Raw genomic sequence first — 16,527 nt, 5'->3', positions numbered from 1 at the left:
CTTATGGAGAAATTTATGACTGATAAAATAATCGATCTACATACACATGTTTTTAATTCTGCATATGTACCGCTTGGCGAGATAATAAATAAATCTTGGGGCATTAATAGACCCACAGCTTTTATTCTGGAGAAGCTCGTCAATGCGATAGCTCGTACCTCAGATCTTGATTACAGCCGAGCCTTTAAGCTTGCCTCTCATGGTCGTAAATCTCTTGTTCATGATGATCTGAATTCTCAATATGATTTTTACAGTGAAGTTTTGGACGATCTATGTAGCCAAGTGCTAAATCACCCTAACGCGAGTGAGCAATCATTGGTACTAACACAGACTTTAGAAGAGATTGAATTTATCTATGGTGATGAGACAGAGGTGGAGGACATCCATAAAGGGATTGGCAATCTATTTTCAAAGACCAGAAACTTATTGAAGAAATTTCTGATGAAGGCGTTTTCCAAAGTTGAACAAGGCATAGATAAGTTGGATTTTGTTTTCAAGATGCTGTGTTCGGAGACATATCTAGTCGATCAGTTGAGAGGCTATTATAAGTCTCAATACACAGAGAACTATCTTCTGATTCACTTGATGATGGACATGCAGTATCCGTTTAATGCTAAAAAAATGAAGCTTGATTTTGATAGTGAGCAAATTCCTAGAATGAAGCGCTTAGCAATGCTTTCTGAGGGCTCATTAATTGGGTTCTCGGCCTTCTGCCCATTAAGGGCTTACAAAAAAAGACTCTCTGCCGAAGAGATCATTAGTCGAGTTGAAACGTCATTAGCCGCTGGGATGTGTGGGTTTAAGTTTTATCCACCAATGGGATATCGTCCTTGTGAAAATGATGCTCCGTTAGAACTTGAAGCCATTACGGATGTCTTTTTTGACTATTGTGAAAGTCATGCAATTCCTATATTCACACATTGTACGCCAGCTGGCTTTGAAGTGGAAAAAGGTAAAAGTGGTGCGAATGCCCATCCTAAATATTGGCAAGCAAGGTTGGATAAAAACCCCAACCTCATTCTTTGTTTCGGACATGCTGGTGGAGGAAGGCGCATTGCGGAAGGAGAAGAAGTCCAAGGGTGGTTGGCGTCAGGTGGCTTAGATTCAGACGAATGGACTCATCAGAATAATTACGCTCGTTGTGTTGCGAATTTATGCCGAGAATATGAAAGTGTTTACTGCGAATTTGGTTATTTACACGAAGTCATGAATAGTGAAGATGACAAAAACAGATTTGTTACTAGGCTTTCCATGGAGTTGATGAGGGAAGGTGGCAGCTATTCGTTGAGCGATAAGATTATGTACGGCTCAGATTGGCACATGCCCGATATGATCAACGATTTAGATGATTATATCGATGTTATGCAGCAAATATTTACCGAGTCTGGGAGTGGTCTTTCTGACGTTAAGAACAGGTTTTTCTATGAAAACGCCCTCAAATACCTAAATCTTGAAAGCTACTTGAGTCGAGCCAAATATAGCATGGGAGAGTCCTATTGCGAGTCAGTTGCTAAGAGAGTCGGATTGTCTTAGTTTAATGAATTGATTGCTCTAGCTTTTCTTATTGCTTTAATAGTGTAAGCAAAAGCATGGTTTGCCTTTAATATTTTGAACTCTCAAATGTTGGTGCGTGCTATTTGATGCTGCATTTCTATTAACTGATGCGCACCAACAATTTCAACCTCTTGAACAAACTCAAAGCCAAATTTTTCATAGTAATTTTGTAGATACCCATGCGCATGAATCTTGATAGATGTTACGCCAGCTTTTTTTGCATAGTCCATCAATGAGTTAACCATCTTAGACGCGATACCCCTGCCTCTATATTCTTCAACAACAGCGACTCTAGCCAGAACTGAAGAACCATCATCTTTTATTGCTAGTCTCGCCGTTGCAATCGCAGTGCTTCGTTCTGTAACGAGAGCATGAGCTGATGTTTCATCGAATCCGTCGATTTCTAACTCGGGCGGAATTTGCTGCTCGATCATGAATACTTGATAGCGGATAGCTTGCGCTTTTTTTATGAGTTCAGGACTATTGCCGATAGTTATTTCCATTCTATTTCCCTCTAAGCACATAATGTTTTTATATACGCTGAAACCTCGGTATCTGGACTTATCATGTCGCCTTTATTATTTTTTTACAACTTAAAATCAGGCGCTTAGCTTTGAAATTGAGAGGTTAGGATGTAAAAGTAAATAACGAGGAGCAATCACTCTTTTTATTTTCTCGTAGGGTGGTAATAAGCTAAATTTCACTGGAGCTTGTCGATAATTAGCAAGGAAAATGAGCGGCTCGACGTAAGTTTGATTTGTGAGTGCTCAGTGGCATATTGCTGAGAATTAGTGTCGGCGATACGACACTGAATCCTTTGTATGGCTGTATTTTTGTTGTTTATCTTCTTAGTACTTGGTGAATGTTAAACAAGTCACTGTTGATCACCGCAACGGTGTATTCGAACGGAGTACCATCATCAAACGAAACTAGTTCTCTAAGTTCAATCATAGCTTGTCCTTCATCAACTTTAAGTAATGCTGCTTGTTTAGAATCATTCAGATTGAAGGCAGAAATAGCTTGTTCTCTGAGTTGTACTTTTTTCCCCGTAATCTGTTCCATATGGCTATATTTTGATTCTTCGAGTTGATTGACCTCATCCAGCCCACAAACCGATGTTGGAATATGAACTTTTTCATATGAAACGGGCATATAACCAAAGCTTATCAACCTTTCTAAACAGTAGACTTTGTCTTTTGGGTCAATACGTAGAGCATGAGCGATTTGGACTGAAGGAACGTCAATAATGTCGATAGATAAAACTTTTCGTACGGCACTTTGTACTGCTTGTTCGGCTTGATGATCAAATGGAGAGATAACGTGGAAATCATCTTCGCGCTGTTTGTTGGCAGAACCCACGTATAGTCCTGAGCCATTGACGCGATATATGACCCCTTTTTCAACTAAATAACTCGTTGCTTCTCGAACCGTAGCCCGAGTGATACCGAGCGCTTTAGCTATACCTGATTCAGTATCGAGTTTTTCTCCAGAAGGTATTCTATTTTCTGAGATTTTATTTTCAATAAACTCGACAACAACTTGTCTTTTGCCTGTTAACACTAATGTCATAATGGTTCGATTTAATTTTATTTATACGACTAAAATGGGGAAAAGCTTAAGTGCAAGCCCAAACTGGCGACTGGCTCTTATAACGATACCAGCCGTCAGTATATGTGAGCCTTAGCGTTAGAAAAAGTTTTTTACCTCATAGACTAAGTCGAATAATAAGTACTGGTTAGTGCTTGTTGAGAATATTTAAACAAGATTCTGCGATTTTCTCAGCACTAATTCCGTATGTTTGTTTTAAGAAATCGAGTGAACCTACTTGTCCGAACTGCTCTTGAACCCCCAGCTTGCAAAAGCTCTTTATAGTGACACCTGAAGAGAGGAGTACGCTTGCGACAGCATCACCTAAGCCGCCAGTTACGTTATGGTTTTCAATGGTGATGATGCGTCCAGTTTTCTCGGCATACTCAGCGAGCAAATCTACATCTAGTGGTTTGATGGTATGCATATCAATAACAGCGACTTTATGAACGGTTTTTTCTTCAATGATGCTTGCTGCTTGCATTGCATCATGTACGCAGATGCCCGAAGCGACTAAAGTGATTGTCGCTCCCTCTTTCAGCACATTACCTTTACCAATTTCAATATCGTATTCTGATTGATATAAATGAGGCAGATCTTTTCGAGTTGAACGGATATAGTTTACACCTCGGTGGTGGTAGGCATACCGCATGGCTGCGCGTAGGACGTATTCGTCTGATACATCGATAACCGTTGAGTTAGGTACAAGCCGCATCAGTCCTGTATCTTCAAATGGCATGTGTGTTCCGCCGTTTGCGACGGCTGTTACGCCTGCGTCACTACCAAATATATTGAGATGCTGCTGAGCATATCCGCCAGCAAGAAAGACTTGATCGTAACAACGGCGAGTTGCAAAACAGCCAAATGAATGCACGAATGGAACCTTACCCACCGCAGATAGACCAGCAGCGACGCCGATCATATTCGCTTCTGCTATACCACATTGGAGGAATTTATTGGGGTGTGCTTCTGCGAATTTGCCGGTGCTCATGCTACCCATCAAATCGGCTTCCAGCACCATTACTTCATCATGTTCATGAGCGAGTTCCATTAGCATTTCAGTGTGAATAACTCGAAGTTCTTGACTCATTTTAACTCCTCAATTGTGCTCTCTAACAAAGTGATGTCGGCTTCAATTGCTACGCGAAGATTGTCATCAATGCGCAGGTGATGATTTGCAGGAATATCAACGACCGTTTTTAATCCTTGTCCTTTTACCGTATCGAGAATAATGGCAGTCGGTTTGTCGGTTGTAGCGAGCGCTTGTTCTATACCATTACAAATTTCTGCGATATTACCACCGTCGACCGTCAGTGATTTGAAGCCAAAAGCCGCGAATTTTTGCTGCAGATCGAACGGTTCTTGTATATCAGTTAGTGCTCCATCGAGTTGGCGTTTATTGTTATCAACAAATACAACAAGGTTGCTGAGTTTATAGTGAGCCGCGAATTGAACAGCTTCCCAGCATTGACCTTCTTGAAGCTCGCCATCACCGACGATGGTAAATACATTTGAATTACTACCTACCGCCATACCTGTCGCACATGATATCCCTTGACCAAGTGAACCTGTGGTCATGTCGACTCCTGGTGTTTTATTCATATCAGCATGACTTGGGAGATTTGTGCCATTCGCATTAATGGTTTGGAGCCAAGAGAGGTCAAAGAACCCCCGTAGCGCTAGTGTTGCATAGAGAGCAGGACCTGCATGACCTTTAGAGAGAACAAACAGATCACGATCTATCAGTTTTGGGTTTTGTGGATCGTGCTTTAGGTAATGACCATATAAGCAAGCGAGAGTTTCCGTTACAGAAAGGCAACCACCAAAATGTCCGTACCCCATATTTAAAAGTGCCTGAGACATTTCTTTTTTTATCGCTAAATTGAAAGATTCAATTTGGCGCAAGTCGAGTGGTACCTGCATAGCTTGAGTCTGCATATAAACCTCTTATATATTCGGCGGGGAAAGGCGGGTGAGCCGTTTATGCTCACCCAGTGTGTTGCTAGATGTTTTCTGCGGTGTTGGAGGATTTTTTGTCGAAGAAGTTAGTGCTCAATACGACCCCAGCCACTATAGCAATACCTATGATGACAGCTTCTTTACCAATCAGGGCTAAGTAACCAAGAAAGATACCTGTTACGGCAAAATCAGAATCAGAGAATGTTGTGTTGGCAAAACCAAGGTCGCCAAGTACCGGTAGTAGCCACAGAGTTAGGAACGTGATTACCACACCATTGATGAATGATCCGATAGCGGCACCTCGACGTCCACCTGTTGCATTCCCAAATACACCAGCAGTAGCGCCAGTAAAGAAGTGAGGTACAACACCAGGCAGAATAAGGGTAAGCTCCATCACACCTAAAACACCCATGCTTACCAAGCCGCCAAGGAAGCTGCATAGGAAACCGACAAGAACTGCGTTCTGTGCGTATGGAAATACAATAGGGCAGTCTAGAGCTGGCTTAGCGTTCGGTACTAATTTTTGTGAAATACCAGTAAAAGCGGGTACTATTTCGGCAAGAATTAGGCGCACACCTTGAAGGATAACGAATACACCAGCAGCAAACCCGATAGCAGTGAGGATTGCGTAAACAATAGGGTTTTGTCCGTTACTTAAGTTCTCAGTTACAAAATCAAATCCTGCAGCCAGCACAAGAACTAAGTAAATAATGCCCATTGTTATCGAAATCGAGATCGATGAATCACGAAGAAAGACAAGATTCTTCGGTAAATTCATCTCTTCGGTACTTTTTGAACCTTTGCCTACCAATTGACCGACTAGACCAGATGCGACATAACCTACAGTTGAGAAATGCCCAAATGCGACGTCATCACTGCCAGTGATCTTACGCATAAATGGTTGAGCCATTGCAGGGAATAACACCATAACAAGCCCAAGTGTTATAGAACCAAGGACAACAAGCATGACACCACTAAAGCCTGCCACACTCAAAATAATGGCAACCATACATGCCATATACAATGTGTGATGCCCGGTCAAAAATATGTATTTAAATTTTGAATAGCGAGCAAAGAAAATATTGGCCACCATACCAAAAGCCATGATCAAAGAGGTAGAGGCGCCAAAATCTGCCATTGCTGTTGCATAAATAGCCTCGTTGTTTGGAATAACACCACGAAGATTGAAACCTTGTTCCATCAACACACCCATAGGTGTAACTGCTGCAACTAAAATACCTGCACCACCACCAAGAACAATAAAACCTAGAACTGTTTTAACTGAACCTTTAATAATGTCTGAGCTTGATTTTTTTTGAATGGCTAAGCCCAGCAATGCGACCAAGCCAATTAATATTGCAGGGGTACTAAGAATATCAGTAATGAAATGGAGCATAATGAATTCCTTTAGTCGTTATTTAAGTAAGCCTCAATTTTTTCTTTCATTGCGGCTTTGTCCGTAATATTTGGAATTGAAATGACATCGCCAGCGTGGATGCTATCTGCGAGATCTTTTGTGCAAATAAAAACATCTGCCATATCAGGAGTAACAGAACCAAGATCAGTGTGCTCAACCTCTGCATCAATACCCAGTTCATGCAAAACTTCTTTTACTTTCATTTCAATCATGAAAGAAGAACCTAAACCAGTGCTACATACCGCCATAATACGCATAGACTTTTCCTCAATATTTATTGATTATTTCTAAAATTTGCTTATTTTTTGTGGCTTTAATTACTTTTAGAGCGTCTTCTTCATTGCAGAAGAACGTTGAAATTGAAGTGATTAGCTCAATGTGTTGATTACTGTCTTTTGCTGCAAGCAGTAGGAGAATTTTTACAGGGTCATTATCTTCGCTGTGAAATTCGACACCGTTACGTACGACAAGAAGAGATAGGGAATTATTGATAACACCTTGCTCTGGGCGAGCGTGAGGCATTGCGATCATTGGAGCAAGGACATAATAAGGACCAAGCTCATAGGTTGCATTAATAATGGAGTCAACATATTCAGGTGTGATATCACCTGATTTGAGTAGAGGCTTACATACCAAGTTAATAGCTGTTTGCCAATCTGAAACTTCATCAACAATGTTAATTCGTTGTTCGCAAAGTAAACTTGAAAGCATATTTGCACCTCAACCATTAATACGTCAAAAGCTGTCTATACAGGTTATGCTATAAGAGATATTTGGAAAATAAGGTGACAATGGTCTCAATAATTCAGAACTGACAAAAAATATTCTGTCAATGTTTTTTTGGTCACGAATTTGTAGTATTTATTATCTTTAACTGTGTTGTGAGATCTAAGTGTGGTTTTTAGCAATAAATTGGTGATATATGGGAAGACGTTGATTGAATTATTTAATGTCTCGTTTGCGAGCTTTCTATGTATAGAATTAAATGGAAGAGATATATAGTGTACTATTGATTGCAGTGTGCTGTAATTCATGATGTATTCGTACGAATACTCTAGGAATAAATATATACGTGATGAGATTGTTTTGAGCAACCTGCCTATCTTCTCTATTAATAATAGAACAGGTTACTCTTAGACTAAATTATTTATAATTCAGCCACTAAAGACTCAAATTAAGTGGCTTAGCATGTCGTTTGTGCCCATCAATATTGCAGTCTATGACGACTTGGTTTTCTCCGTGGAAATGCCAAGTAAACTGACGTGCTTTTTTCGCTTCAATGATGATTGAGTTGTTAGTGTCGTGTTCCATACTCGCCATTTGGCTCATCATTTTGCGGTGTGTCGCCAGCTCTTTTTCTGAGCCAATCGCAAACTCATGGGCTTGATTGCCAGTATTCATGATCACAAATTGCACCACATCATTTGGCTCAATAGTGACCTCATTTTTAAATTGGATTGCTTTGTCGTCACTAAGAATGACGTGTACCACTTTATCTGCTTTTGCACCTTTAGCGGGCATACCAACTGCTGACATCCCCGGCATGCTCATCATACTGTGGTCCATTTTACTGTGATCCATTTGTTGGTGGTTCATTGTGTTATGCGTCATATTGGCATGATTCATTTGGTCATTCGCGGCAAATGCCATGCTGGTGGTTAGGCTAAGTGCAATCAGTAGTGTTGTTTTCATTATCATTTCCTTTATTCATTCATTTTTACTTGAGGCGATTAAGTTCGTGTTGTTTCCATAGTTTGAATATGGCGGGTAGTACGAGCAGGGTAAGCAGCAGTGCCGAAGCCATTCCGCCAATCATAGGAGCGGCGATACGCTGCATTACCTCTGAGCCAGTACCATGTCCGTACATAATTGGGATAAGACCAATGATTACCGTGCTGACGGTCATCATCACTGGGCGCACGCGTAGCCCAGCGCCTTGGCTAATGGCGTAATTGAGGTCTTCTTGTAACAATGGTTGCTGGCTGCCTTGAGCGAGTTGCTTGCGCTCGTTCCATGCTTGGTTGAGATAAACCAACATAATCACGCCTATTTCTACTGCCACGCCAGCAAGGGCGATAAAGCCGACACCAACGGCAATGGAGAAGTTGTAACCAAGCCAATGCATTAACCACAAACCACCCACCATCGCTAATGGCAGGGTAGACATGATGATCATCACTTCGCCCACGCGGCGGAAGCTCAAATAAAGCAGTAGGACAATAATCGCTAAGGTAATGGGTACGACCACACTTAGGCGCTGTTTAGCGCGCTCCATGTATTCATATTGCCCTGACCAAGTCAGTGAATAACCCGCAGGCAGTTGAAGTTGATCGGCTACGGCTTGTTGAGCTTCCACCACGTAAGAGCCAAGATCGCGACTTTCAATATCCACAAACACCCAGCCGTTCGGGCGTGCATTTTCAGTTTTGATCATCGGTGGGCCATCTTCGTAGCGAATATCGGCCACGTCGGCGAGCGCAATACGAGCACCATTTGGTGTCACTAACGGTAAGTTTTGCAGTTTCACCACCGAATCACGGTACTCTTGTGGGTAGCGAACATTGATCGGGTAACGCTCTAAGCCTTCAACGGTTTCGCCAACTTTCATACCTCCTACGGCAGTCGCAATCACTTGTTGAATATCTTTGATGCTTAACCCATAGCGCGCGGCTTGTTTGCGTTCTATATCAATCGTCACGTAACGTCCGCCAGCAACCCTTTCGGCATACACAGAAGTGGTGCCTGCTATTGGGTTTAGAATTGGCTCTATTTGTGCGCCAATTTGTTCTATTTGCTTTAGATCCGGACCGGAAATTTTTATCCCGATTGGGGTTTTAATCCCAGTGGCTAACATGTCGATTCGGGTTTTTATTGGCATTACCCAAGCGTTGGTTAACCCAGGAAACTGAATCAATTGATCTAACTCTTTGCGCAGTGACTGAGTTGTGACACCTTCTCGCCATTGGTCACGGGGTTTCAACTGAATCGTCGTTTCAATCATGGTTAAAGGCGCTGGGTCAGTTGCTGTTTCTGCCCGCCCAATTTTACCCCAAACGGTATCCACTTCAGGTACGGTTTTTATTAGCTTATTGGTTTGTTGCAAAAGCTCACGAGCCTTACCTATAGATATCCCCGGGTAGGTAGTCGGCATGTACATCAAATCGCCTTCGTCCAAAGGGGGGATAAATTCACTGCCCAGTTGTTTGGTTGGGTAATATGCCGAAGCAAGTAACACCAATGCCAGCGTAATGATGAGTTTAGGATAAGTCAGGCTGAGGTTGAGCAAGGGGCGATACAGTGCGACCAAACCACGGTTGATTGGGTTTTTATGTTCGGGCAGCACCTTGCCTCGGATGAAGTAACCCATCAAAACGGGCACTAGAGTTATCGCTAATCCCGCTGCGGCAGCCATGGCATAAGATTTGGTAAAGGCGAGAGGCGAGAACATCTTGCCTTCTTGACCCTCTAAGGCAAACACAGGCACAAAACTTAAGGTGATGATCAACAGTGAGAAGAACAGCGGGGCACCCACTTCTTCTGCCGCTTTACCAATGACTTGCCAGCGGTTTTCATCGGTAAGTGGTGTTCGTTCTATATGCTTATGGACGTTTTCTATCATCACTATTGCCCCATCGACCATGGCGCCAATGGCGATGGCAATGCCACCTAATGACATAATGTTGGCGTTAATACCTTGCCAATGCATCACAATAAACGCCGACAAAATACCGATAGGTAAGCTAATTGCAATAACCAATGATGAGCGGATGTGGAATAGAAACAGCGCACAAACCACCGCCACCACTAAGAACTCTTCAGCCAATTTTTGCCAAAGGTTATCAACGGCTGCGTTAATTAAGGTGGAGCGATCGTAGGTCGTGACAATTTCCACACCTTCTGGCAAACCGCTTTGCAATTCAGCGAGTTTAGCTTTGACGTTCTCAATTACTTGGCTAGCATTTTCACCAAAGCGCATTACCACTACGCCACCCACCGCTTCTCCTTCACCATTAAACTCTGAGATCCCACGGCGCATTTGTGGACCAAGGTTAATGTCAGCGACATCACCCAATAATAGTGGTGTACCGTTGGCGGTGACTTTGAGCGGTAGTGCTTTTAAGTCTTCAATACTGCTTAAATATCCCGTGGTGCGCACCATGTGCTCAGCTTCTGCAACTTCAATGACTGACGCGCCCGTTTCTTGGTTACCATCGTTTATTGCACTGTTTATCAGTTGCAGTGTTAAGTCATAAGCGCGCAGCTTGGCTGGGTCTATTTGTACTTGGTACTGTTTTACCATGCCACCGACAGTGGCAATTTCAGACACGCCTGCGACAGTTTGCAGCTCGTATTTCAAAAACCAATCTTGTAGGCTGCGCAGTTCGGCTAGATCATGCTTGCCAGTCTTGTCTTGCAGTACATAGCTGTAGACCCAACCCACACCGGTGGCGTCTGGTCCTAAGGTTGGTTTTGCTTGCGATGGCAGGTTAGGTGCAACTTGGCTTAAATACTCCAACACACGCGAACGTGCCCAGTACATGTCAGTATCATCATTAAAAATGATGTAAACGTAAGAGTCGCCAAAGAACGAATAACCACGAACGGTTTCTGCTCCGGGCACGGCGAGCATAGCGGTAGTCAGTGGGTAGGTGACTTGGTCTTCCACTACCTGAGGAGCTTGTCCTGGGTAACTGGTTTTAATGATCACCTGCACGTCTGACAGATCCGGAATGGCATCGACAGGGGTGTTTTTTACACTGTATAGCCCCGCTAAGGTCAGCAAAATAGAGGCAACCAACACTAAGAACCGGTTGTTGATGGACCAACGAATAATCGCGCCAATCATTGTTCGCCTCCTTGTGCTTCAATCTGTTTGAGTGACCATTCTCCCGCTTCATTTTTAACTAGAAACCGAATCTGTTGACCTTCTTTAAACGGAGAAAGATCAAAGTTATCGCTGACAGTAAAATTCTGCTCACCTATTTGCCATTGCCAATCAGGGACCGCTTGGTGAGATAGGGTGATCATATTAAAGTCAGCCATTAACATGGTGATGGTGCCTTCAATCCATTTCTCACTGCTTGCTGGTAGAGCGGGTTTTATCTCGGTGACTTGATATTGACCTTGGTGGGTTTTTGCCATTTCAAACTCAATGGAATCCCCTTGTTTTAGTGATTGGATATTGACGCTCTCTGCGACGGTGAAATCCATCACCATACCTGGCCAATTCCATTGAGCTACCGGCTGGTGGTTGATGGTCAACATGCGGTGGTCGAGCATAATATTATTGATCTTACCTGTTGCCCAAGCACGATCGTCGGTAACGTCAGTGCCATTGATACGGGATAGGTCGGCACTTTGGCTTGATTCTGAATCGAGCATAAATTGCGCAGAGGTGACTATGCGTTCGTCAATCGCCAGCCCTTGTAATACTTCAATTCGAGCGCCAGCTTCACGACCCACTTTGATGCGGGCTGAGCGGAATTGACCATCGCCCAGAGCCAAAACCACGCGGGTCATCTCTCCGGAGCGGATCACCGCTGAACGTGGGATGGTCAAGACGGCTTGGTCAGTGGTGGGTTTGAGTGCAATCTTAGCGAACATATTGGGTTTGAGTTCACCATTGGGGTTGTCAAACTTCAGTCTTACTCGTAGCGTTCGTGTCTTAGGGTCAAGAATGGGGTAAACATAGTCGACACTGCCTTGCCATGATTTTCCCGCAATCGCTTCCAGTGTCATATCCGCTTGGCTGCCTGCGCTCACCCAATGGGACTGTCTTTCAAACAATTCAACGTCTACCCATACATGCTCAAGTGGACCGGCGCTGATGACGGTTTGTGATGGTGAAAGGTAAGCCCCTTCACGAATGTTGAGTGTGGCAATGACGCCGTCCGCAATGGCTTTGATTTCCACTTGCTGCTTGGCTTTGCCTGAACGATAGATTTGTTCAATTTGTGTGTTATCAACACCGAGTGACGCAAGCCTATCTTTGGCGCCTTGAATCAATGCTTTTCGCCCAGTACGTTTGGCGTTTAATAACTCTTCTTGGGCTTTGACAAGATCAGGAGAATAGAAGGTGAACAACACTTCTCCGCGGGTCACTTTTTCACCCACAGCATTGACGTTGAGCTGCTCAACCCAACCACTGACGCGTACGTTGGTTTGCCACAAGGTACTTTCATCAAACGCGATGTAACCAACTGCGTCAATCACGGGTTTTAGTGGTTGTTTCTCAACCAAAGCGGTTTTAACGCCAAGGTTGTTTTCTACCGCAGCCGAGATTGTTACCGTTCCCTCGATCTGGGAGTCTCCCTTTGTTTCTTCGGCATAGACTGGGATTAAATCCATACCCATTGGGGACTTACCGGGTTTGTCACGCTGATAGTTTGGATCCATTGGAGCGACCCAGTAGAGAGGCTCATCTTTCGCCGAATCATGTTCGGTTGAGCCTGGTTCCTGTGCATGACTAGAAGCCATTGTATGAGAGGATGGCATTAGCCATTGATTAGCGACAAAACCTAAAGCACCACCTACCAGAAGGGCAATCGATGCGACTTTGAATGTTTTCATGCGTTGCTCCTAGTAGCGCGCAGCTGATGTATTTGAGAGTTGTTTAATGTTTAAATCGTCACCGATGAGGCTGGTTATCTGGTTATTGGTGAGATTGAGATCAGTGATCAGTCTTTGTAGTTCAAGCTCAATGGTGAGAAGACTTGTTGAGCTAGTGACAATGTCACTAAAGCTAGCGCGGTTGTTTTGGTAACCACGTTCTACCGTATCCAGTTGGGCTTGGGCTTGTTTGAGTAGCGTGTCGTGGAAACGCTGAATTCTTTGCTGTGTGTGCTCGCGGTCAGAAAGCAGCACCGACAATTGAGCTTCCAAGCGAGAAAGCCAGGCATCACGTTGGGATTGGCTGGCACCAACTTGATACTGCGCAGCTTCCAGCGCTTTATCTTGCTTGTTGCCAGTAAAGAGTGGGATGTCCATGGTGAGGTAGGCGCTGACCATGTCGGGGGCAGGCTCTCCACGCATGTTGTTGGCTTCACGGTGGGCGTACATGACTTCAAGCCCAAATTGTGGCGCGTAGGCTTCTTCAGCAATCGCTACTTGGGTCTTAGCACTTTCTACAGAGGCATCAATTGATTGTATGATAGGGTGCTGCATCAGCAGGGTATAACGCATTTGAGGGTCAGCAAGCTCGTTGACGTTCTCATCCAAAGAAGACCAATTGAGTTGATTGCTTGCCACTAATTGAGTGTTATTTTGCAACCATTCATGGCCTAACCATTCGGAAAGCTGGGCGCGAAGTTTTTGCTGCATTTGCAGGTTAGCGACCAGCTTTTGCTCCAATTGGCTCACTTTGAGTTGTGTGCTAATCACATCTTGAGACTCGGTTAGACCAAGAGCGTAGTTCGCACTAAGGCTCTCAACTAATTGGCTTAGCCATTGCTTCTGTTGTTGCAAAATGGCGTAAGTTTTTTGGTTGTAGCCCAGTTCTATCCACACAGTGGTAACTGTCGCAATCACTTCGCGTTCACGCGCACTCGCTTGCCTTTCCACCGCGTGAGATTGGTAATGTGCTTGGTTTGATTGCAGTTCAATCGTATCGCCACGGTCGAATTTTTGCATTATTCCCAGTGAAACGTTACTCATTGGATCTTGGTCCAAACGAAAGCTGTCAACGGGTATGCCGCTAAAACCTAACTTGATGGTTGGGTCCATTAAGGTGGCTTTTGCTTGCCCGCTGCTTAATGTCGCTTGTGATTGCGCCATCAGTTGAGCGCGGCTGGCATCTTGCTCCAATGCGATGTTGATAATTTGCTGCAACGTTTGTTGGGAAACATTGCTCATGGCTTGAGAGCTCGTCGCTAAATTTATATCAGAGTGGCTTTGGTCGTGCGCCAAAGCAGGGGTCGTTAGTCCCGTAGCCAAAATTAGGCTAAGCGTGATCAAGTTGTGCTTAATATTCACAATACAATCCATTCATTGCTGACGCGTATAAGCGCGATCAGACGTCATAGTTTGTTAGCCGAAAATAACCGGCTAATGGTTAATTCATGAATAGAAAATTAGGCACTAGGTGGGCGATAGAGCGAGCGGGAAACTTTAACAATGTTTCGCGTTGCTTCAATAGGATAAGAGCAAGAGCCGCTTAGTTGGGCAAGGGGAGTTGGGTGAGTGAGTAGGGTTGCAACCACACTGATGCAGGTGGTATCGCAACAATCATGCTGTAAGTCGCTACTATTCGCGCAGTCAAAATCGGTCAGGGTTGGCTTTGCACTCATCATTTGATGATGTAGTGACATTTTTGATGGTTGGGAGGCAGTCATGCCATCCATCGTGGCACAGTGCTCTGTTGCGTTTTGGCTTGCTTGCAACATTTGAATCGGCATCAGTGTTTTTGCTGACGCCAAACTTGACGCGATCAGCGCCAAAGACGTAAGCAATACTAACCAAATTGTACGCAAAGAGTGTGCGTGCATGCTGATACCAATTTGAAAATAACGCTTTTAAAATAATCCTTTCCCCTAGGGTAAGGTCAAGAAAAAAGCCCAACATAATCGTGTTATCTTGGGCTTTGGCTGTTAATTGAGCGAGGTGTGGCTGGATATTCGCCACGTCATCTCAATATTTTTGATGGCTTGAAAACTTAGTGGGTTAAGTAGTGCTTAACAAACTCAGTCACTTTTACCATGTCATCAATCGCGATGTACTCTTCGGTGGTGTGTACTTTCGCCATACCCGTTGAAATATTAACCGTGGTTAAACCCAGTTTGTTGAAGTTGTTGGCATCGCTACCGCCGCCAGTTGCTTTGGTATTAGGCTCAGCTCCGATAGCGCTGAACGACGCTTTAACTTGTTCAATATGTGGGTGTGCATCATCAAGAACGAAGGCGTTGTATGCACGAGTTGATTCAATCTCTACTTCCGCACCGTGTTTTGCTGCTGCCGCTTGGAAAGTTTCAATCATATGATCAACTTGCTTAGTTAGCTTCTCATCGTTGAGAGAGCGAGCTTCGGCGATTATCTTAAGCTCAGGCATAACGATGTTTGTCGCGTTACCACCTTCGACAATACCAATGTTGGCTGTGGTTTCTTCGTCAATACGTAGCAGTTTCATTTGCGTAATAGCATCCGCTGCAACGCTGATAGCACTGATGCCTTCTTCTGGTGCAAGACCTGCGTGCGCAGGGCGACCTTTAATTGTTGCTACAATTTTCTGTTGACCAGGTGCAGCGTTAACGATGGTGCCAATAGGACCGCCTGTATCTAACACAATCGCTTTGTTTGACTGAATCATGTTCATATCAAAGTGCTCAGAACCGCGTAAGCCACCTTCTTCATGCACTGTGAAGGCGATTTCGATAGTTTTGTGTTCTAGGTTTTCAGCTTGAATACAGCGTACAGCTTCCATAATTGCCGCGATACCTGATTTATCATCGCCACCCAAAATGGTGTTGCCCTTAGAGCGGATAACGCCGTCTTCGATGATTGGTTCAATGCCTTTACCTGGAGTAACCGTATCCATATGGCAGCTAAGCACAACGCTATCTTCGATTTTGCCATCAAGGCGAGCGTATACGTTGAAACCATTGGTGTATTGCTCAGGTACTGGCAGCTTGTGCACAGTAAAGCCCATCTCACCAAGTTGCTCAGCTAGCGTTTCAGCGATCTCTTTTTCAAAGCCGGATTCACTGTCAATTTTGATCAGTTGGCAAAAATGCTCAACCAAACGGTCACGGTTAATTTGTGTCATTGTTATATCTCACTAGGGTACAGAGGCGGTTAACATACCCCTAAGTTCCCCCAGCAAACCCTGAGGTAAATCAATGTTCTTACCTAAATTGGGTGTTGGCACTTGAGTTGGTCAATATGTGTTCTATTTCATTTGCGCAAGCAAGTGGGTGAGAAACAAAGCACAGCAATTAAATGTAAAATATTTGTTACATTGCTTGTGGGCTTTTTCTGCTTTCTATTCAATTAATTAGTGAGTTCAACTAATTTCATTT

Annotated in this window: 14 protein-coding genes; 1 reads left to right on the top strand and 13 read right to left on the bottom strand. The window is 43.9% G+C overall.

Going from position 1 to position 16,527, the window contains the following annotated elements; translation table 11 throughout:
* Positions 1–15: 15 nt before the first annotated feature.
* Positions 16–1,533, top strand: a complete 1,518-nt coding sequence (locus tag H2O73_RS11805; protein ID WP_182109050.1) for an amidohydrolase family protein — start codon at positions 16–18, stop codon at positions 1,531–1,533.
* Positions 1,534–1,616: 83 nt separating this feature from the next.
* On the opposite strand, the gene H2O73_RS11800 is transcribed toward H2O73_RS11805, so the two are convergent.
* The 13 genes from H2O73_RS11800 to H2O73_RS11740 all read right to left on the bottom strand — a co-directional run bounded on the left by H2O73_RS11800 (position 1,617) and on the right by H2O73_RS11740 (position 16,274).
* Positions 1,617–2,057, bottom strand: coding sequence for a GNAT family N-acetyltransferase (locus tag H2O73_RS11800; protein WP_182109049.1), 441 nt, complete (start codon positions 2,055–2,057; stop codon positions 1,617–1,619).
* Between the two features lie 337 nt (positions 2,058–2,394).
* The gene (locus H2O73_RS11795) at positions 2,395–3,123 is read right to left on the bottom strand and encodes a GntR family transcriptional regulator (protein WP_182109048.1); all 729 of its coding nucleotides are present in this window, start codon (positions 3,121–3,123) and stop codon (positions 2,395–2,397) included.
* 166 nt (positions 3,124–3,289) lie between these two features.
* A complete protein-coding gene (locus tag H2O73_RS11790) occupies positions 3,290–4,231 on the bottom strand; it encodes a transketolase family protein (protein ID WP_182109047.1) in 942 nt (313 codons plus the stop codon).
* Positions 4,228–5,079 (bottom strand): transketolase, encoded by an 852-nt coding sequence (locus tag H2O73_RS11785; RefSeq protein WP_182109046.1) that lies wholly within the window; start codon positions 5,077–5,079, stop codon positions 4,228–4,230. Before H2O73_RS11785 ends, H2O73_RS11790 begins: the two co-directional genes overlap by 4 nt.
* A gap of 64 nt (positions 5,080–5,143) precedes the next feature.
* A complete protein-coding gene (ulaA, locus tag H2O73_RS11780; RefSeq protein ID WP_182109045.1) occupies positions 5,144–6,496 on the bottom strand; it encodes a PTS ascorbate transporter subunit IIC in 1,353 nt (450 codons plus the stop codon).
* Between the two features lie 11 nt (positions 6,497–6,507).
* Entirely contained in the window at positions 6,508–6,774 is a 267-nt protein-coding gene (locus tag H2O73_RS11775; RefSeq protein WP_182109044.1) for a PTS sugar transporter subunit IIB, read from the bottom strand.
* A gap of 10 nt (positions 6,775–6,784) precedes the next feature.
* Complete coding sequence (locus H2O73_RS11770) at positions 6,785–7,228, bottom strand: PTS sugar transporter subunit IIA (RefSeq protein ID WP_182109043.1); 444 nt, start codon at positions 7,226–7,228, stop codon at positions 6,785–6,787.
* 450 nt (positions 7,229–7,678) lie between these two features.
* Positions 7,679–8,212 (bottom strand): copper-resistant cuproprotein CopI, encoded by a 534-nt coding sequence (gene copI / locus H2O73_RS11765; RefSeq protein WP_182109127.1) that lies wholly within the window; start codon positions 8,210–8,212, stop codon positions 7,679–7,681.
* Between the two features lie 22 nt (positions 8,213–8,234).
* Complete coding sequence (locus H2O73_RS11760; protein WP_182109042.1) at positions 8,235–11,363, bottom strand: efflux RND transporter permease subunit; 3,129 nt, start codon at positions 11,361–11,363, stop codon at positions 8,235–8,237.
* The gene (locus H2O73_RS11755; RefSeq protein ID WP_182109041.1) at positions 11,360–13,087 is read right to left on the bottom strand and encodes an efflux RND transporter periplasmic adaptor subunit; all 1,728 of its coding nucleotides are present in this window, start codon (positions 13,085–13,087) and stop codon (positions 11,360–11,362) included. The genes H2O73_RS11760 and H2O73_RS11755 overlap by 4 nt, the downstream gene beginning before the upstream one ends.
* Positions 13,088–13,096: 9 nt before the next feature.
* Positions 13,097–14,488, bottom strand: a complete 1,392-nt coding sequence (locus H2O73_RS11750) for a TolC family protein (protein WP_368737160.1) — start codon at positions 14,486–14,488, stop codon at positions 13,097–13,099.
* A gap of 98 nt (positions 14,489–14,586) precedes the next feature.
* Positions 14,587–15,000 carry a hypothetical protein gene (locus H2O73_RS11745; RefSeq protein ID WP_182109039.1) on the bottom strand — a complete coding sequence of 138 codons (414 nt, stop codon included), beginning with the start codon at positions 14,998–15,000 and terminating at the stop codon, positions 14,587–14,589.
* Between the two features lie 167 nt (positions 15,001–15,167).
* Positions 15,168–16,274 carry a M20/M25/M40 family metallo-hydrolase gene (locus H2O73_RS11740; RefSeq protein WP_182109038.1) on the bottom strand — a complete coding sequence of 369 codons (1,107 nt, stop codon included), beginning with the start codon at positions 16,272–16,274 and terminating at the stop codon, positions 15,168–15,170.
* Between the last annotated feature and the right edge of the window lie 253 nt (positions 16,275–16,527).

It is taken from the genome of Vibrio marinisediminis (genome assembly GCF_014050145.1).
Taxonomy (GTDB): Bacteria; Pseudomonadota; Gammaproteobacteria; order Enterobacterales; family Vibrionaceae; genus Vibrio; species Vibrio marinisediminis.
Note: the sequence above shows the minus strand (reverse complement) of the source record. Positions and strands in the feature narration are given on the sequence as shown.